Annotated in this window: 15 protein-coding genes; 10 read left to right on the top strand and 5 right to left on the bottom strand. The window is 39.6% G+C overall.

Features of this window, described 5'->3' with window-relative positions:
* The first annotated feature begins 356 nt into the window (after positions 1-356).
* Both KS242_RS16445 and rlmH read left to right on the top strand, forming a co-directional pair.
* Positions 357-1640: a glycosyltransferase family 2 protein gene (locus KS242_RS16445; protein WP_254391750.1), complete on the top strand. Its 1284-nt coding sequence runs from the start codon at positions 357-359 to the stop codon at positions 1638-1640.
* A gap of 258 nt (positions 1641-1898) precedes the next feature.
* Entirely contained in the window at positions 1899-2378 is a 480-nt protein-coding gene (rlmH, locus tag KS242_RS16440; protein WP_217322324.1) for a 23S rRNA (pseudouridine(1915)-N(3))-methyltransferase RlmH, read from the top strand.
* Positions 2379-2449: 71 nt separating this feature from the next.
* On the opposite strand, the gene KS242_RS16435 is transcribed toward rlmH, so the two are convergent.
* Together KS242_RS16435 and KS242_RS16430 are read right to left on the bottom strand one after the other, a co-directional pair.
* The gene (locus KS242_RS16435) at positions 2450-2764 is read right to left on the bottom strand and encodes a nucleotide pyrophosphohydrolase (RefSeq protein ID WP_217322323.1); all 315 of its coding nucleotides are present in this window, start codon (positions 2762-2764) and stop codon (positions 2450-2452) included.
* Positions 2761-4407, bottom strand: a complete 1647-nt coding sequence (locus tag KS242_RS16430; RefSeq protein WP_217324207.1) for a DUF2075 domain-containing protein — start codon at positions 4405-4407, stop codon at positions 2761-2763. Before KS242_RS16430 ends, KS242_RS16435 begins: the two co-directional genes overlap by 4 nt.
* A gap of 503 nt (positions 4408-4910) precedes the next feature.
* Between KS242_RS16430 and KS242_RS16425 the strand changes: the two genes are divergently transcribed.
* From KS242_RS16425 to KS242_RS16415, 3 genes are all read left to right on the top strand, one after another.
* Positions 4911-6359: a sensor histidine kinase gene (locus KS242_RS16425; RefSeq protein ID WP_217322322.1), complete on the top strand. Its 1449-nt coding sequence runs from the start codon at positions 4911-4913 to the stop codon at positions 6357-6359.
* Between the two features lie 102 nt (positions 6360-6461).
* Positions 6462-7094 carry a copper homeostasis protein CutC gene (locus KS242_RS16420; protein WP_217322321.1) on the top strand — a complete coding sequence of 211 codons (633 nt, stop codon included), beginning with the start codon at positions 6462-6464 and terminating at the stop codon, positions 7092-7094.
* Positions 7095-7281: 187 nt separating this feature from the next.
* Complete coding sequence (locus tag KS242_RS16415) at positions 7282-8382, top strand: hypothetical protein (RefSeq protein ID WP_254391749.1); 1101 nt, start codon at positions 7282-7284, stop codon at positions 8380-8382.
* Positions 8383-8452: 70 nt separating this feature from the next.
* On the opposite strand, the gene KS242_RS16410 is transcribed toward KS242_RS16415, so the two are convergent.
* Positions 8453-9205 (bottom strand): IclR family transcriptional regulator, encoded by a 753-nt coding sequence (locus tag KS242_RS16410; protein WP_217322320.1) that lies wholly within the window; start codon positions 9203-9205, stop codon positions 8453-8455.
* Positions 9206-9383: 178 nt separating this feature from the next.
* Positions 9384-10838 (bottom strand): SulP family inorganic anion transporter, encoded by a 1455-nt coding sequence (locus KS242_RS16405; RefSeq protein WP_254391748.1) that lies wholly within the window; start codon positions 10836-10838, stop codon positions 9384-9386.
* 349 nt (positions 10839-11187) lie between these two features.
* Between KS242_RS16405 and KS242_RS16400 the strand changes: the two genes are divergently transcribed.
* The 5 genes from KS242_RS16400 (at position 11188) to KS242_RS16380 (ending at position 15874) form a co-directional block, all read left to right on the top strand.
* On the top strand, positions 11188-11559 hold the full coding sequence (locus tag KS242_RS16400) for a DUF956 family protein (protein ID WP_217322319.1): 372 nt from the start codon (positions 11188-11190) through the stop codon (positions 11557-11559).
* A gap of 443 nt (positions 11560-12002) precedes the next feature.
* Positions 12003-12977, top strand: a complete 975-nt coding sequence (locus KS242_RS16395) for a mannose/fructose/sorbose PTS transporter subunit IIA (protein WP_217322318.1) — start codon at positions 12003-12005, stop codon at positions 12975-12977.
* A 37-nt stretch (positions 12978-13014) separates the two neighbouring features.
* The gene (locus KS242_RS16390; protein WP_217322317.1) at positions 13015-13824 is read left to right on the top strand and encodes a PTS mannose/fructose/sorbose transporter subunit IIC; all 810 of its coding nucleotides are present in this window, start codon (positions 13015-13017) and stop codon (positions 13822-13824) included.
* A gap of 20 nt (positions 13825-13844) precedes the next feature.
* Positions 13845-14756 carry a PTS system mannose/fructose/sorbose family transporter subunit IID gene (locus KS242_RS16385; protein WP_217322316.1) on the top strand — a complete coding sequence of 304 codons (912 nt, stop codon included), beginning with the start codon at positions 13845-13847 and terminating at the stop codon, positions 14754-14756.
* 101 nt (positions 14757-14857) lie between these two features.
* Positions 14858-15874 (top strand): oxidoreductase, encoded by a 1017-nt coding sequence (locus KS242_RS16380; protein ID WP_217322315.1) that lies wholly within the window; start codon positions 14858-14860, stop codon positions 15872-15874.
* Positions 15875-16056: 182 nt separating this feature from the next.
* On the opposite strand, the gene KS242_RS16375 is transcribed toward KS242_RS16380, so the two are convergent.
* Complete coding sequence (locus KS242_RS16375) at positions 16057-19659, bottom strand: family 78 glycoside hydrolase catalytic domain (RefSeq protein WP_217322314.1); 3603 nt, start codon at positions 19657-19659, stop codon at positions 16057-16059.
* Positions 19660-19719: the final 60 nt, after the last annotated feature.

Raw genomic sequence — 19719 nt, 5'->3', positions numbered from 1 at the left:
AGAAGCAAGATACAACAGCAATCTACAAAAGATTTACGAGTTTCATCGATATTAATTTTTGTTTAATAAATTTTAACAATAACCAAACAGCTATAACGGCTAATGTTTGCTACATTTTATAGAGAGTGGAGGTTTGCGGATTGCCTAATCATTAGAGGAATAAGAAGCAGATAACTGTCCTAAGGGAGCAAATCGGCTGCCTACTGCAGAGCAGCAGGGAAAGGAGTGAGCCTTAAACGCCTATTACACGTGTAGTCTTTGTAAAATATCGTGAAAAATTCATTACTAATATAGGAAATGAAGCCAGGAATAACAACAAGACTGTCAGGCTATTAATCTGAGATATGAGGTGCGTCATGATCAGAGATATGTTAGAGGTTTTGAGTCACTTTATTTTCTATATAGGGATTTTATTTACACTGTTATTTGTATATAAGATGATCTATGTAGTTGTTGCGTTTAAGGCAAGAAGAGAGGAATCTCCAAAGGAACAAGATGTCCCTCTGTCTAAGTACGCTTTCTTAATCCCGGCACGAAATGAAGAGCTGGTAATCGGTCAGCTGATCCAGAGCATAAAGGATCAAGATTACCCAAAAGAATTATATGACATCTTTGTCGTGGCCGATAACTGTACTGATAATACAGCCAAGATTGCCAGAGAGGCAGGAGCAATTGTTACAGAACGCTTTAATGAGAATCAAATTGGAAAAGGATATGCACTAAAGCATGTACTAAACGTCATAGATGTGAATTATGCCGCTGCTAATTATGATGGCTACTTTGTCTTTGATGCGGACAATCTTCTTGATAAGAACTATATTGCAGAGATGAATAAAACCTTTAACGAGGGATACAGAATCGTAACCAGTTATCGAAATTCCAAAAACCACGATGAGAATTGGATTACCTCTGGTTACGCACTTTGGTTTCTGTATGAAGCGGAATTCCTTAACCGCCCAAGAATGTTCCTCAAGACAAGTTGTGCTGTTTCGGGAACAGGCTTCTTAATCCATTCGGATGTAATAAAAGAGAACGGAGGCTGGGTGCATCATCTGCTCACAGAGGACATTGAATTCACAGTCTCTCAAATCATTCAAGGTGACAAAATCGGATATTGCGGCAGCGCCGTGTTTTATGACGAACAGCCGTCTACATTCAGTCAGTCTTGGAAGCAGCGATTACGCTGGGCAAAAGGGTTTTACCAAGTGTTTATGAATTACGGAAAAGGACTGTCCCATGGAGTGGTTCGAGGTAAAGGAAATAAACTTTCCTGCTTTGACATGATGATGACAGTCATGCCAATTATGATCTTAACAGTACTCAGTCTGCTCACTAATATATTGATACTGGTACTTGTGGCGATAGAAGGCCGAGGACTTGCCGAGACTTATACGACAGGAGTAGCAATTGGCATTCTAACTATGTATGGTTCTTTGTTTCTGCTGGGATTGATCACAACCATTGCCGAGTGGAATAAGATTCGCTGTCCGAACTGGAAAAAGATCTTCTATTTATTCACGTTTCCGCTCTTTATGTTTACATATCTGCCTATATCCTTGTTTGCTCTATTCAAGAGAATTGAATGGAAACCGATCAGGCATACAGTCGTCAAATCCCTTGATGACCTGCGGGAGAGTTAAATAGGAAAGCTTAGAAAAGCAGGCAGATGAAGAAGCTTCACAAATGAGAGCGAAGAGAAACTTCTTTCGCTCTCATTTTTAGTGGGAGAAGTCCCCCTTGCACCTGCTGCAGAGGGTGTACACGTTTATTTGCCGATCATTCTAGAAACAATAAAGAGAATTCTCCTCCATCATTCTTCATAAAACCCCGTGTAAACTCTCCCAAACCGCTATATAATGACAGATAGATACAAAACTGGACGGAAAGAAGGCAAGCAAATGAAAATTACCATCATCAGCGTCGGCAAATTAAAAGAAAAATACCTCAAGCAAGGCATAGAAGAATACACCAAACGCCTCGGCGCTTACGCCAAGGTAGATCTAATCGAAGTACCGGACGAAAAAGCCCCTGAAAACTTAAGTGAAGCCGACATGCAAATCGTCAAACAAAAAGAAGGCGACCGCATATTGTCGAAAATTGGCCCCGACGACCACGTCATTTCCCTGGAAATAAAAGGCCAAATGATCACATCTGAACAACTCGCGTCGAAAATTGACAGTCTAGCGACATATGGCAAAAGTAAAATTGCCTTTGTTATAGGCGGATCCCTAGGTTTGAGCGAAGAAGTGATGCAGCGGAGTGATTATGCGCTGTCGTTCTCGAAAATGACATTCCCGCATCAGTTGATGAAGCTGGTGTTGGTGGAGCAGGTTTATCGGGCGTTTCGGATTATTAAGGGGGAACCGTACCATAAGTAATTAAGGTTTCTATAAGAGAATTCTAAACTGCGGTATCTCTAGGAGATTCCGCAGTTTAGGCTTAACGTATTTTAATTGTTAACATCCTCAACAGGATACTTTCTTTCATTCTTAACAATTTTCTCTTCAACAATCTTCTTAACATCCAATCCAAGATCAGAGCATAACATCAATGAATAGATTAAGACGTCTGCAATTTCCTCGCGAATATTTTCGCTATTTCTCATAAGAGCTTCACCACTGTTAATCCATTGAAAGTCTTCTAACAGTTCAGCTGCTTCAATGGATATTGAGATTGCAAGATCCTTTGGATTGTGGTACTGTCTCCAATCACGTTCATCTCTAAATTTGTTTATTTCGTCAATTAAATGCTGAACATCGCTCATGCCTTTCTCCTCCTGTCTAAATCTAGTAGGTGTTGTCTCAATGCAGGATCTGTCGCATAAATATATAATCCACGAATTCCGCGTTTCATTAGGACATTAATGGAATTGAGTATAATTTCTTCTTTGACTTCTTGATTCTTTTCATATGACAAATCTGAACGTGATGTGAATGCACCTGTATCTTTATATTTGGATGGATCAATAACTAGTAGACCTGTTCTTTTATCATAACCTACAGATGGGCCAAGAACTACACCGACATAGTTAAGGTCGAAGCCTTGGACAGTATAAATTGATCCAACTTCTCTAATAGATTCAGGATTTTCAGCCCAAGCTACGTTATTTGATGTATTATTCCAAGGCATGTTTATGCCTTCCTCATTAACAATGTAGGTTTCATTATCTTTTTTATGTAAATAGTCAAAGGTTGAAACAATACGGGATAATCCAAACTTATTATTTTTATCTTCTATAGCATGCTTAAATGACTCCGCATTTTCAAATACCTCAAGTTCAAATTCAGAACCTGTTTGTAAAGGTAATGGTAATATTTTTTTGGTTACAAAACGGTTAATCCAATTAATTGTTTCGTGGTTGGCGTTCATTCTCATTTGATCTGTCAGTTTTACTTTTTTAGCTGAATACTGATTGGTAATCTCTTCGAGTAAACGCTCATTCCAATAGCTTTTAATCTTTAGAACTTGTTTTGGGTCGAATATGACGACAGTAATCTTGCTGCGTTTTATAATCTCATCCAATTGATTATCATAGTGAAAATTATTATAGGTATCTTCCTTCGTTAAAAGTAAATGAGCTTCATCTATAAGAACGATGTCAGCACTAGTTCCCGACCTTGTTCTTTCATTGATGAAAGGCGTAGGCCTCTTAAGACTTTTTTTCTTAATGTTAGGTAGACTGTTAGCAATGCTTTTATATGTCTTCAGCATTTCACCATTGTTCACAAGAAGGTAATTATCAGTGCTTTCTAAGTTGGATCCTTCCTCCCTGGACAGATCTTGAATCGTGTTAAACAAAGAACTCAACAGAACACTCTTACCAGTCCCTGCATCTCCTTCGATTGTAATAACATGATTGCCATCTTTTTTTATATGTTCCTTACAGAAATCTAAAATATCATTCTTGATGTCAATCTGCAGAGGGGACAGTTCCTTATAAGGTGAGAGTTTATAGATATCCTTGTTTCGAAGGTTCTCAAGAGTATTACTTACAATATGTTCTTTAAGAAGGTTATCCCAGATTGTTTTAAAAAGTTCTTCATTGTAGAAAGGTTTATCATAGTAATTGTGCATTTCTCTTGTGCTGGTTTGACTTACATTTTGTAGCTGGTAGTGGTTATCGGCAATAAAAAAATTAATAAGATTGGACTCTATATTATATGTTGCAGACTGGTTGAACTTTTCGTGTCCAATTAGAATAGAGCGGTCTAGATTCTTCCGCCGCTTATTATCTAGATGATTCTTTAATCTTCTTGCAGCGTGAACTGTTTGTCCAATATACGCAGTTGGCTTCTTTTTTTCGTTATATAGAATATAGACAATAGGATAATTGTTTAAATGAATACCTTTAGCGATATTATAAGAATCTCTATTAAATTCTTGCATTTCAAATACTAGTTCACTCATAATAACAGCCCCGACAAGTTTATTTTGTCCTAATATTATCACAAAATTCTTTTGAGAAAGAGAATGAAATTCCAAGAAATAAAATCCTGTGTTGGTCTATATTCCGCAAGCTCCAAGATAGCTTTATTTATATAAAAGAAGGTCTGCGAAGGCATGGAGTATTAATTACACTAAAAATAAAAATTTTGTCGGCATCGAACTAAGTGTCTGCCAAGCATATCTGTATCTAAACGTAAACGTAATCGTAATCGTAATTAAACTGCCCCGCATGTTCTTTTAAGTTCTAACTACAATTTTAAAAAAGGTGATACTTCCCAACAGCTTTTCCTCCACTGACTGTCAAAGCGAAATGAAAACATCTGCTATAATGTAAGAACATAACTAACGAAGAAATATATATCAGAATAGCAGCTAAATCTACGGATATAGCTCCTAAATTGTGTAATGGAATCTCTACATTACTTTCACAAAAGAAAATAGTCAGCAGTTAGGGGTTAGTAGGTATGATTATTGGTATATTAATTTGTGCCATTGGGTTACTGCCGTTTTTTTTAGCATGGAGCATGAGCAAGGTATACGATGAAACAAAGTTATCGGCAGGCATGATTATATATATGATTTTGATTACAATTTGGCAGTTGGATACCGGAGTTCTTTATTTTAAGGATATTCTGTCAGAGGATACGGTTCTATTTCTGTTCAAGTTGTTTCGGATAGGACCAACTTTCGGTCTATCAATAGTATTATATGTAGCTTATAGAATTATTATAGACCAGCCATCAGTGGTGAAAAAGGGAAATTGGCTGGACGTTTTTTATGCTTTTTTCACCAAGAAAGCACTTATTGTCTTCACTATATGGAGTGCTGTTGTATATGTGATAAATTGGACTGACTTAGGTGTTAAAGGATTGACTGTGACCCATTCAAGGTTTACTGGTGTTTATTATTTTCCTGATTACGGACCGCTATTTTGGGTGTATCTTTTGCACATGGCTATTATTGTCTTTTTCTTAATTATTCTACCTATATTGTCGATGAGAATACGAAATTCATACTTTAAGAACTTCCTTATGGGTTTTTCACTTAATGCGTTGCTGCTGGTCATACCAGGAATCTTGAATTTCTTTCCTTTAACTGGCGTTCTTACTAGCAGCATTGGTGTCATTTTATTTTCAGTGGTCAACATGCACATTTTTGTGAAGTTGAATGTAGAATTGAAGGTTCATTCTTTTGAATTAATGCAAAAACAGAAAAAACTAGATTACACGGGTCACCTGACTGGCAGTTTGATTCATGAAGTGAAAAACACAAACTCTATTATTAAAGGTTTCTCCAGCTTGATGGACAAAAAGGGTTCCTTTGGTGAAGGGGATAAACGAAAACTGAATATGATAGCGAATGCATCGGACCATTTAGAGGAGCTGACAAATAATTATCGTACGTACATGAAGTCACCTGCAGTGACTTATAAAACAGATGATCTTGTGAAAATCATTCAAGAGTCTATTGCATTTACAGGAGGGATGCTCGAAGAAAACAAGGTTGAGCTGGAATTTACAAATATATATTCACCGCTCAATGTGTATCTGAATAAGACCAACTTGAAACAAGTGTTTATAAATTTGATTAAAAATAGTGTGGAAGCAATGCCTGAAAACAGGACGAGGAAGAAGATAACCATCAGCACCGAGGTTGATGATAGAAGTATAATTGTCCACTTTATAGACACGGGGGAGGGTATACTACCTGAAAACTGGGTGAGTATATTCGATCCTTTTGTGTCAGTGGGAAATAAAAGTGAAGGAATGGGATTGGGTCTGGCCTTTGTGAAGAAAATGATGATTGAACACCTGGGAGATATAAATATAGTCGACAGTTCACTGAATGGCACCCATTTCAAGCTGGTATTACCACAAGAAGGAATGCTGAGTGGCGGTGGCAATATAAGTTGATTCGGTAAGTGGAAGACAAGTACAGTTACCCTTCTTTTTCTAGCAGAAGACGGATTGACGCGCTTTCCTAGTGGTAACTTCATAAGTAAGGTGGTTATAAAAATGCTTAAAGAAGTCTGCGTAGAGAATTTTACAAAAGTCCCTGAAGTGATTGCTAAAGGAGCTGACAGGATTGAGCTTTGTGACAACCTTGCAGCCGGTGGGACAACAGTAAGCCATGGTGTAGCCGAAGTAACGATTAACTATTGCCGCAGTAATGATGTTCAGGTTATGACAATGATAAGGCCAAGGGGCGGCGATTTTGTTTACGGTAAAGAAGAAATAGAGATCATGAAGCGGGATCTTGTTCATGTAAAGAATTTAGGAACAGACGGAGTGGTGTTAGGTTGTTTAGATGCCGATGGCTGTATTGATGAACAAGCTATGAGCGGCTTACTAGATTTAGCCAAAGGACTAGAGGTCACCTTTCACATGGCATTTGATGAAATACGGCCTGAGAATCAGTTTAAAGCAATTGATTGGCTGGCCGAACATGGCGTGGAACGAATTCTAACGCATGGAGGTCCTTTAGCTACTAAGATTGAACAGAATCTAGTCAGGCTGAAGGAATATATTGCATATGCAAATGACAAAATTATTATTCTCCCCGGCGGAGGAATTACAACGAAGAATCTTACATCAATCACATCTGCTTTAAATATCCGAGAAGTTCATGGGACAAGAATCGTTGATTGAAAGAGCTATTGCATCTGTTAATGAAACTTTATCTTCCTACGTTTTAAAATTTCTCACTTGTGGTAAGTATAACAAGCAGCTTTTACATACAGGTTAATGAATACTAGATTTATAGTAGCGTGATAGGATACAATTTTCTTTGTTGGATCAACTATGAAATACGCATACATACAACAGGTGGGATAATTTGAAGAGATTAATAGGGACAGGAGCTATCTTGGCAGTCATGTTAGCTGGCTGTTCACAGAGCGCAGATTCACAACCAGATCAAATTGAAAAATCGGAGAAGGCCTTTACGGAGGAGCATTATGCAGAGGAGCAAATAGCTAGTTCACCAAGATTTGCTTCGGAAGCAAACTATCAAGCTATTGCACCGTCGGATTCAGCAGAGAAGCTTGAAACGCATTATACGGATAAGCAGCTGGCTGAAATGCCAAGTTCAGAGGCGCATGGTGATGATACGGATAGGAGTGTTCCGTTAGGCCAGACTTTGGAAAAAGGGGCAGAAGATCAAACGGATGGACCGCTGCAGGATCATCGAATCGTTTCCTATTATGGTCACCCACATTCAGAGAATATGGGGATTTTAGGTGAGTACAGCCCTGAAGTGTTAATGGATAAACTAAAAAACCAGACAGAGGCTTATTCCGAATTGGACCCGGAAAGACCTGCTATCCCTGCAATTGAATTGATTACCACAGTTGCGCAGCGAAGTCCTGGAGAAGAAGGGCATTATGTGCATGCAACACCGGATGAGGAAATTGAGAAATACGCCAAATTAGCGAAAGAAAATAATGCCCTGCTGATCTTGGATATTCAATTAGGGCAGGACACAATCATGAATCAAGTAAAATCTATAGAGAAATATCTGAAACTGCCATATGTTCATTTAGCGATAGATACAGAGTTTCATGTTAAAGAAGGACAAGTCCCTGGGGTGAATTTAGGGCGTGTTGATGGTAAAAATGTTCAAAAAGCCATCGACTATGTATCAAACCTAACTGAAGAAAACGGACTTCCAGACAAAGTAGTTATCGTGCACCAATTTGCCGATATCATTCTGACTAACAAAGATGCCATCCACCCGACAGCAAACGTAGAAGTCGTGTTAAACAATGATGGCCACGGGATCGCCGCGTTAAAACGATCAGGCTATCACCAATTAGTACATAATCAACCGATTCAGTACGGCGGGTTTAAGGTGTTTTACAAGAAAGACGAACCTGTCATGACACCGAAGGACGTGTTAGAACTAGACCCTGCACCGGCTTTTGTGAATTACCAATAAGCAGCTATCGAGCTGACATATAAGAAAAAGTGCCAAAATCAACTTTTGGCACTTTTTTTATACAGAACGGTTAGTCTTGTGCAATCGAAGTAGTGATTTCTTTTGCACATTCCTGAACTAAGTTTGCGTGATAGTCGTCTTTCTCTGTGGAGATGCGGACAGAAGGACCGGTCAAAGCAACGGCTGCGATGACTTTGTTGTTTTTCCAGATTGGAGCAGCAATACAGCGGACGCCTAATTCTCCTTCTTCATCATCAACACTATAGCCAACTTCTCGGATTTTTTGCAGCTCTTCCGCTAATGCTTCTTTGGTGACAATGGTATTTTCCGTATACGTTTCTAATGATAGTGCGTTTAAGATTCTTTCTCTGCTCGTTTCTTCGAGATGAGCTAAGATGCATTTGCCGATGGCGTTATGATGAATAGGACTGTTTGCACCGATTTCCATATGCGTTCTTGTCGTGTATTGTCCGTTCATCACCTGCGTAATAACAACTTCCAAATCCAGTAACATGCCTGTATAGATTGTTTCCTTCGTTTGCTGCCCCAGCTTTTTCATGGCAGGAACGGCTTTCCAGTCTAATTCATAGGAAGGAACATTTTCGTTTTGCAGGATCATGGATGATAAAGCATTGGATAGTTGATACCGGTTATTGTCAGTGCGCACAATAAATTGATTTTGTTCTAATGTGTTAACAAGTCTATATGTCGTACTTTTATTAATTTCCAGCGCATTCATGATTTCTAATACGGTAAGGTTAGGTTGTTTTAGTATCAACAAAAAAATGTCTAACCCTTTCTTTAAGGTGCCGACTTCATTCATAACTGACATACTCCTTCTAAACCTAAGTGTTTACGTAGGGACCGCTAAAATTAAGACAAACCAGACGCAGAAAAGTCCTCCTCGTACCGGATGAATCACTTAGCAGCACATTTAATCGCTATAGAAGTTCCAGAAACCACATTTCTCAAGAGAGGAATGTGGTTTCTAGGAGTGTTCATTAGGAACGAACAATTTCTTCTTTATGAAAATAATTTGTACTGTCTAATCCAATTATGGTGACAGAAATATTGTTTTGTTCGAATTTCTCTTTTACTTTATTTAATCCTTCAACAGCGGAATTGTCCCATATAATCGCATTGGTAAAATCAATATCAACAGATTCTACCGTATCGTTATAATCGAATTCTTCCATCAGGGCCGGTGAAGTGACAAAGAATAGCTGACCGCGAACAAAATACGTTTTCTTTGTTCCGTTTTGACTTAATTCAGTTGTCGTTTTTATTTTTGAGAAATTGGATACTTTCAGCATGAAGAAGAAAGCACTCAAAATAACACCTGCTAAAACGCCGATTGCTAAGTTATGTGTATAAACAACCAATGCAACCGTAATAATCATCGTGAATGCATCTGCTTTGGATACTTTATGAATCGTACGGACAGATCTCCAATCCATCGTACTAATAGCAACCATGAGCATAATACCGACAATTGCTGCCATCGGAATCTGGTTTACCACATCCGTGAACAGCAAGATAAGAATCATTAAAAATCCGCCTGCTACAAGCGTAGAAAGTCGACCGCGTGCTCCCAACGATACATTAATAACCGATTGTCCAATCATGGCACAGCCTGGCAGTCCGCCGAAGAATCCAGCGGTAATGTTCGCTATACCTTGGCCGCGACTTTCCATATTCTTATTACTGGACGTGTTTGTTGTCTCATCAAGGATCGTAGCTGTTAATAACGATTCAAGCAGTCCAACAATCATCATCGCAAGTGAATAAGGTAGGATGATTAAGAATGTCTCCATCGTCAACGGAATTTGAGGGAATAAAAACGTTGGTAATGTTTGAGAAAGACTACCCATATCTCCTACAGTATTAACATCTGCATGCAGATAAATGGATACAGCTGTTACAATAATGATCGCAACTAGAGGCGATGGCACTGCTTTCGTGATGCGCGGGAAGATGTAAATAATAGCGAGTGTTAGCGCCACAAAAGCATACATAATCCATGTTGCACCTTCAAAATGTTCGATCTGTGAGATGAAATAAAGAATAGCTAAAGCATTAACAAAACCTGTCACAACCGAACTGGAAATGAACTTCAAAAACCGTGAGAGCTTAAAAATACCAAAGAGAATTTGGAATATCCCAGCTAAAATCGTTGCTGCTAGTAAATACTGCAGACCGTGATCTGCCACTAAGCCAACAATCAGTAAAGCCTGCGCCCCCGTGGCAGCAGATATCATTCCTGGTCGGCCGCCCACTAATGAAATCATAATAGCAATACAAACTGAACCGTACATACCGACCATTGGGTCTACCCCAGCGATAACGGAGAATGCAATGGATTCAGGGATAAGTGCGAGCGCAATCACGATACCGGAAAGAACTTCTGTCTTGATACTGTTTCCAAACCATGAGTGTCTCCATGTTTGTGCTTTCAAATGAACAACTCCTTTTAATAGAATATAAAGTTATATAAATGACCCTCACTTTTATCGCTATCTGATATTTAGAACCGCGTCGTATAAGCACTATATTATAAGAGATTGTTTAATGGTGTGTCAATTATAGATAATGATTTCTCTATATTAGGGAAGGGGGGGCGTGGAGTGAGATATGCATGAACTGGTAACATATTTAATAGTATACCTCTAAGGAGCGTTATGAAGTAGGTACAAACAGTATAAAGTTCCTTATAGGTAGATATGATGGGGAATTTCTAGTGTTTTTGCTTAAAGCGGCAATCCGTGTATAATAATTATTAACAAAGGAAGAAATGGGGGAAACTAGATGGTTCAATCAATCAACACAAAAGTAGACTTCGTGATTGATGCAACTTCACATACAGGTATTTCGGCTTACGGAAAGATTATGGTTGGAGATAAGGGGTTTGAGTTCTTCAATAATCGTGATGCGCGCAAGTTTATTCAAATTCCTTGGGAAGAAGTTGATCACGTGGTTGCTTCGGTATTGTTTAAAGGGAAATGGATTCCGCGCTATGCGATTCAGACAAAGCAAAATGGGACTTATTCATTCTCTTCCAAAGATCCAAAAGGGGTTTTACGTGCGATTCGTGAATATGTGGAACCAAATCGATTGGTCCATTCATTGGGGTTTGTTGATGTACTCAAGCGTGGATTCAAACGTAAATCTGCCAAGTAACCTTTTATGGGAGACAAGCAGGAATTTGTCTGATTTTGCAGGACATATGCGGTGCTGGTCAACGATAGACTGTTACGGAGGAGGAGTAAGCTTAGCAAATTCCCGCTTGTAAGGGAAAAAGTAGTGTGATAAAATACTCATGGAAGCTCATAAAGTAATTCAGGCGCTTATTTTTTTGAACGATAATTAAAGCGCTTGCATAATAAATTTAATAGCTATCGCAATTATTTTTACGTGTTACTGATTCGATCAGGCATGAGTAAAAAGTGCGGTTAAATCGAAGCAAACAGGTCCTTCTATACCTCTGTCTTCTTTTAATCTACTTTTTACTCATGCCTTTTTTATTATCGGAAATGTAACCGGTTTATAGGAGCTGAAAAATTACTTTAGGGCTGACCATGATGATTGATGCTTTACCAAGTATTTTAATAGGAGGTAAAAGGATGGTAGGAATTATTATTGCCACGCACGGTGAATTCGCCGAAGGCATCTTGCAATCCGGCGAGATGATCTTTGGAAAACAAGAGAATGTAAAAGCTGTTACATTGATGCCGAGCGAAGGACCGGCAGATGTGAAGCTGAAGATGGAGAAAGCAATTGCCGATTTCGACAATCCGGAGGAAGTATTATTTCTAGTCGATCTGTGGGGCGGGACGCCGTTCAACCAAGCCAGCAGCTTACTGGAAGCACACAAAGATACATGGGCAATTGCTGCTGGTTTGAACTTGGCCATGTTGATTGAAGCCTTTGCATCGCGACTATCCATGGAAACAGCACATGAAATTGCAGCACATATTCTAGACACAGCGAAAGATGCGGTAAAAGTAAAGCCGGAGGAATTAGAACCAGCAACAGCACCAGCTGCCGCTAGTTCTGCACCATCTAACACAGCAGGAGCGCCAGGAACATTCAAATACGTGTTAGCGCGGATTGATACACGTTTACTTCACGGGCAAGTAGCAACGGCTTGGACCAAGACGACACAGCCAACACGAATCATCGTTGTATCGGATGAAGTGGCGCAGGATGAGCTGCGTAAGAAATTGATTCAACAGGCTGCGCCTTCCGGTGTACATGCACATGTTGTGCCTATCCATAAAATGATCGACCTTGCAAAAGATGATCAGCACTTCGGTGGCCAGCGCGCATTACTTCTGTTTGAAAACCCGCAGGATGTACTTCGAGCAGTGGAAGGCGGCGTTCCGTTGGAGACAATTAATGTTGGTTCCATGTCACATTCACCTGGTAAAGTGCAGCCGAATAAAGTATTAGCTTTTGATCAAGAAGATATTGAGACGTTTGCGAAATTAAAAGAAAAAGGCCTGCAGTTCGATGTGCGTAAAGTGCCGGGCGATTCGAAAGGCAATATGGACGACATTCTGAAAAGAGCGCAAACAGAGTTAAACAAACAGAGATAGATATAATAATCAGCAGATAAAAGGAGGATGAATAACCATGGATTTAACGATGATTCAGATAATATTAGTTGTTCTCGTGGCATTTTTGGCCGGTGTAGAAGGCATCTTGGATGAATTCCACTTCCACCAGCCAATCATTGCTTGTACATTAATCGGCTTGGTTACAGGCGAAGTAGTACCTTGTCTCATATTAGGCGGTACGCTGCAATTAATCGCGTTAGGCTGGGCAAACATTGGAGCTGCTGTAGCACCGGATGCTGCTTTAGCATCCGTCGCATCTGCCATTATTTTAGTATTAGGCGGACAAGGTGAAGCTGGTGTAACTTCTGCAATCGCCATTGCAGTTCCACTTGCAGTAGCAGGTTTGCTTTTGACAATTATCGTCCGTACGCTCGCAACAGGAATCGTGCATTTAATGGATGCAGCAGCGAGAGAAGGAGACTTCAAGAAAGTTGAAATGTGGCATATCATCGCGATTATCATGCAAGGGTTGCGTATTGCCATCCCAGCTGCACTGATTGTGGCAATTGGTGCCGCTCCGGTAAGAGATTTACTTACAGCAATGCCGGCTTGGCTGACAGACGGTCTGGCAGTTGGTGGAGGAATGGTTGTAGCTGTTGGTTATGCAATGGTTATCAACATGATGGCGACAAAAGAAGTTTGGCCATTCTTTGCAATTGGTTTTGTATTAGCAACAATCCCATCCATCACACTTTTGGGACTTGGCGGTATCGGTGTCGCGCTGGCACTTATCTATCTGGCGCTTACGAAACAAGGTGGTTCAGGCGGTAACGGTGGAAATGGAAACACAGGAGATCCATTAGGCGATATTATTGATAACTATTAATCAGAGGAGGAGGACAAAAAATGGCACAAGAATTGAAATTAACAAAAAGAGATCGCGTAGCTATTTGGTGGCGTTCCACTTTCATTCAAGGTTCTTGGAACTATGAACGGATGCAAAACGGCGGCTGGGCATTTTCCATGATTCCTGCAATTAAAAGATTATATAAATCAAAAGAAGACCGTGCAGCTGCACTAAAACGTCACTTAGAATTCTTTAATACACATCCATATGTAGCGTCACCTATTATTGGGGTAACGTTAGCGCTGGAAGAAGAACGTGCGAACGGAGCGCCGGTTGACGACAAAGCAATACAAGGCGTGAAAGTCGGGATGATGGGACCGTTAGCAGGTATCGGGGATCCAGTATTCTGGTTTACGTTAAAACCAATCCTTGGTGCATTAGCAGCATCACTTGCTTTAACAGGTAACATACTTGGACCAATTCTTTACTTTGTATTATGGAACTTATCTCGTATGGGCTTCACATGGTATACGCAAGAACTCGGCTACAAAGCGGGTTCCAAAATTACAGAAGATCTATCTGGCGGCGTGCTTCGAGATATAACCAAGGGCGCCTCGATACTCGGGATGTTCATCCTCGGTGCACTAGTTAACCGATGGGTATCGGTCGCCTTTACACCAACCGTTTCCGAGGTAGAGCTTGATGAAGGTGCTTATATTGATTGGGATAACTTGCCCGCTGGTTCAGAAGGAGTGCGCACAGCATTAGAACAGCAAGCCGCCGGCAGGTCATTAAGCGATACGAATGTAACAACTTTACAAGACAACTTAGACAGCTTAATTCCTGGTTTAGCAGGATTGCTGATCACACTTCTTGCGATGTGGCTGCTTAGAAAGAAAGTTTCGCCAATTGTAATGATTCTTGGATTGTTCGCAGTTGGTATCGTCTTCCACGTTATTGGCTTGATGTAAAATAAAGAAGTACCTTCTGGTATGATGAACTTATCAATCTCAGAAGGTATTTTTCTTTACACAGAAAAATTACATATAAATAAATTTTAGGAGGCTGCTAGATGCTAACTATCGGTTATATAGGAAATGGAAAAAGTACAAACAGATATCATCTGCCATTCGTTTTGCAAAGAGACAATATAAAGGTGAAAACAATTTACCGGAGAAGTCCAGAACGAGACAGCTGGGATAAAATCTCTGGAGTAACCTATACCTCTGATTTAGATGAAGTATTAAATGACCCCGACATTCAGCTTATTGTCATTTGTACAGGACATGACAGCCATTATGATTATGCAAAACAAGTATTAGAGCATAACAAGCACTGTTTAGTCGAAAAGCCATTTATGGAAACATCCGACCAAGCAAAAGAGATATTTGCATTGGCAAAAGAAAAAGGATTACTCGTGCAGGCATACCAAAACAGGCGCTTTGACAGCGACTTCTTAACGGTACAGAAGGTTATTGAAGGAGGGAAGCTCGGGGACTTGCTAGAAGTCGAAATGCATTATGACTATTACCGTCCCGAAGTGCCAGAATCTGTTCAATCTTTTGACCCTGCACAATCCTATTTGTATGGCCATGGCTGCCATACTTTAGATCAAGTGATCAGCTATTTCGGCAAGCCAGATCACATTCACTATGATGTGCGGCAATTATTAGGCCAAGGCCGAATGAATGATTATTTTGATTTGGATTTGTATTACGGCACGCTGAAAGTATCAGTAAAATCCAGTTACTTCCGAGTGAAAGAACGACCAAGCTTCGTTGTGCATGGCAAAAATGGAAGCTTTGTGAAAGCAACAAAAGATCGCCAGGAAGAACACTTAAAGCTATTCTACATGCCGGATAATAAAGATTTCGGTATCGATACATTACAGCATTACGGTGTGCTGACTTATGTGGATAAAGAAGGTACCGTTCATGATGAAACAGTGAAATCGGTCGATGGTGATTATGGACGTGTGTATGACGATTTGTATGAAGCGATTATAAATGGGAAAGAGAAGACTATTACAGATGAGCAGACGGTGCTGCAGATGGAGATATTGGAAATTGGGGTTAGGGATCTAAAGTAAAATAAGATAACAAAACAAGCGGAATGATTAAGCATCAAGTTATAAATTTCGATCTGCACCATGCTTATCAAGATGAAAAAGGTGTCATTTTAAAAGTGTCCTATATCCAGTGTAGTGGATATAGGACACTTTTTAGGGTTCTAATTTATTTTTATGAACAATCGTAAATTTAGAGGCGTCTTTTATTTCTCTCTTTTTCCTTTGTTTTTTTCTAATACATATCCATCCATCAGTGTCACTTTAAGCTTCCCTTTTTTCACGCTGAATTTATACCCGCCAGCTTCTAAATCAAATACAGCTACTTTATTGCCGGAGCGTTCTTCTATTCCTTTGTACTTAACGCCAGGAATATCTTTAGCAATGGATTCATCGCCTATTGGTAAATAAAGTGTGGCGGAAGTATTGGCTGGGACGACCGCATCATATGACTTCAATTTTCCATCGGCAGACTTCCAATTAGATTCTATTTCTCCATAATAGGAGTCGAATTTTGATTGTACACTGTTTATTCGTTCTTGCTCATTGTATTTTTCACCTGTATCCATGGTCGGCTGCAATATGATGTGTTTAAAACCTGGGTTCTGCTGATCCTTCTGAATTCCTGCCATATATTCAACCATCCATTCAACTACTGAACCGTACGCGTAGTGGTTAAAGGAGTTCATGCCTGCATCATCAAAGCCATAATCAGATGTATATGCATTCCAGCGCTCCCAAGTGGTAGTTGCGCCAAGCTTTACATGGTTAAGCCAGGATGGCATGTCATCTTGTAGCAAGAGATCATACGATTTATTAGAAAGTTGGTTTTCCGTTAGCACTGGCAATAACTCATTCACACCTAAGAATCCTGTAGACAATGTGTTTTCTCCTGCGTTGTATCTTTCTGAGCGGTTTTCATTCGCAATATTTTTGAGAAGGTTTTCGATAAAATTCTGCTTCTGTTCTTCAGAGTCATACAGCCCCATTTTTAGTGCATAAATGATGCTTGTTTGAGAATTGTCTTTGAACAGATCAATTAGAAATGCTCGGTCAAAATCATCAGCGCTAACAGAAAGGATATTATCGTTTTCATCCACATATTTTTCTGTCGCCAAATTAATCACCCGTTGTGATTCTTCAGCATACATGTCAGCATCCTTCGTTTCACCTAATATGGTGGCAATTTCTGTCATTCTTTGTGCATCTAGCGCATGATACATGGCACTCATAAACTCTGGCGCAGTACCTTCCATGGCTACCCAATCGCCATAATTAGCATTCATGCCGTCCGTCATGACATTGTCCATGTACTTCTGCATGGTCTCATATGTTTCTTCTAGGACGGTAATATCACCAGTGTGCATGTAGATATCCCACGGCAGTGTAATAATGACATCTGACCAACCTGCATTTGTAGCGGTGGTCTTGTTAATCGTCGGTAGGTATTCAGCTATATGCCCATCATTGTTCTTAGCATAGTCCTTGAGTATATCCAAATAATTATTCAAGAACGCAACGGAGTCATAATTGTAGAGTGCCGTATCTCCAAATACTTGAATATCACCAGTCCATCCTAGACGCTCTGAACGTCCGGGAGTGTCGGTAGGTATGGATAAGAAGTTGCTTTTTTGTCCCCATAGAGCATTTTGGAACAATTTATTAACGTTCTCATTATTCGTTTTAATGGATAAAGTATGATCGGTCGATGACGTAATTGGCTGTCCGTAGACATCTCGTATGATGATATCGTCAGTAGCTGTAATTTCGAGATACTGGAAGCCATGGTAAGTGAAGCTTGGAAGATAATGTTGTACTTTCTTCTCATTTAGGGTGTAGTGATCAGTATACCAATTTTGATCTTTCTCTCGTCCGCGAGTGATGCCTGACCAATAAAGTGTTCCCTTTGGTCCGTCACTTCCAAAGCTGCTGTTTTCATGATCTCTTCCATCATTAAGCATTTCAGCTCCACGCATACTTACAGTGGTACCTTTATCACCAGATACAGAAATGCCGGCTACTCCAGCTATGTTTTGACCAAGATTTACAATAAGTGTTTTACCTTTTGCAAGTTTTATATCCTTAGTTGGATCAACACTTTTTCGTTTTACTTCACCTAGTTTTAATTCTTCGTTGGAGTAATCGATATTCTTTGGATCAAAAATAAATGTATCTTTGTTGCCGGTAGGATGTATCCTGTCCTCCTTCAAAAGATAAGCAGCACCTTCACTGCTAGCGACAAGTTCTCCCTCGTAATCCAATATATTTACCTTATTCCATTTGGAATCATCAAACCCATTATTATTCCAACCAGCGACGTTTTTCTCCAAACGTGCATCATAGGTTTCGCCTATAAACAAATCATTAAGCTGAATGGGGCCTTCTGTGTATACTTTCCAATCTTTTTGATTGGATGTAATAACCTCTTCCTTCCCGTTCTCATAGGTAATAACAAGTTTAGAGAGAAGAGCCAATTCTTTTTCTAAATCGTTACCAATTTCATTGTAGATATTGCCGCCGCCATTACTTCCCGCCTGTCCGCCATACCATCCAGTACCGATTTTAACTCCCAACGTTACATTTTTTCCTTTCATATAGTCGGTAACGTCATATGACTGATAATTAACGTAGCTATGGTAATCAGTCCACCCGGGGTTAAATGTATCATCTAATCTCTTCCCGTCTTCTTTTGTAACCATCACTTCTTCTCCGTTGATATACGCTTCATATGCACCTAGGGAGGTTATATACAAACGAGCGGAATCAATTTTCCCTTTCTGTTTCAATTTCTTCTCTGTTCGGAACATTGGCATGGAAGTAAGCTCTTCTTGGTATTCTACAGGTTTTCCCTGGTAATTCTTTTGATAAGCTGTTACACCACTCAGTTTAAGGGTACCGTCATCATCCAGCTCTGCACCAGTGAATGCTGTGATTGGCTCTTCTTCTTTATCCACTGTGATTGCTACATCCTCGAAGCTCGCCTTTTGAGTTGGAGTATTTCTGCCGGCAGCATTTGCCGCAAGGGCGATATAAGATCCTTCAATTGGATAGGTTTTAGAGATTTTATTTACTAAAGATCCGTTGATATAGGTTTTGATGGATTTTGAGTTTGCTGTGACTTCTAAATTAAACGCCTCATTCACTGCAATTTTATCTTTTAAATCTACAGCTCCAATTTGTTTTGTCACACCATCTTTTGTAACACTCTGCGTAAGATTTGTCCCATTAAAACTCCAGACAAGTCCATTTGACTTATTTTTCATTCCCCAATTTAAAGTGAAACCACCTTGTTCTATCGTTGCATTCAGAGAAGTGCCTACACTTTTTTTGAAAAAGTCCTCTGATTCTTGCTTATGATAAATCCAATCTGCTTTGCCAAAATCTGTTCCTGTTTCAAAATATGCAGACTTAGAGTTCACTTTTTTTCCATTGGACAGCCTGATGTTAACATCCCAGGTGTAGCGTGATTCCAATTTGAGTTTTGGACCTCTATATGAGATACCGACTGATTCTGACTCTTTAACGACGCCACTATCCCATACTTTTTTTCCTTTTTCGTCTTTGACAGTAATCTGGTATGCTTTCTGTTGTATTCCTACAACATTAGATGAGAGCATCCAGCTAAAACGGACATCATCGGATTCTACTCCAATCGGATTCTCTTGATAATTTGTCTTCAAATCACTTATTTCAGTCTTGTCTTTTATTTTCTTAGCACTGGTAATACTGCTGGGAGTAATAGACATTAGTAATAATGAAAAAATAAACAAGAAACATAGCATAACGCGTGAAGTTCTCTTTGCTCTCATTATTTAACCTCCATTTATTCAGATAATAACTTTTGACAGTAAAATTATCACCAGACTACA

It is taken from the genome of Terribacillus sp. DMT04 (assembly GCF_019056395.1).
Lineage (GTDB): Bacteria > Bacillota > Bacilli > Bacillales > Amphibacillaceae > Terribacillus > Terribacillus aidingensis_A.
Note: the sequence above shows the minus strand (reverse complement) of the source record. Positions and strands in the feature narration are given on the sequence as shown.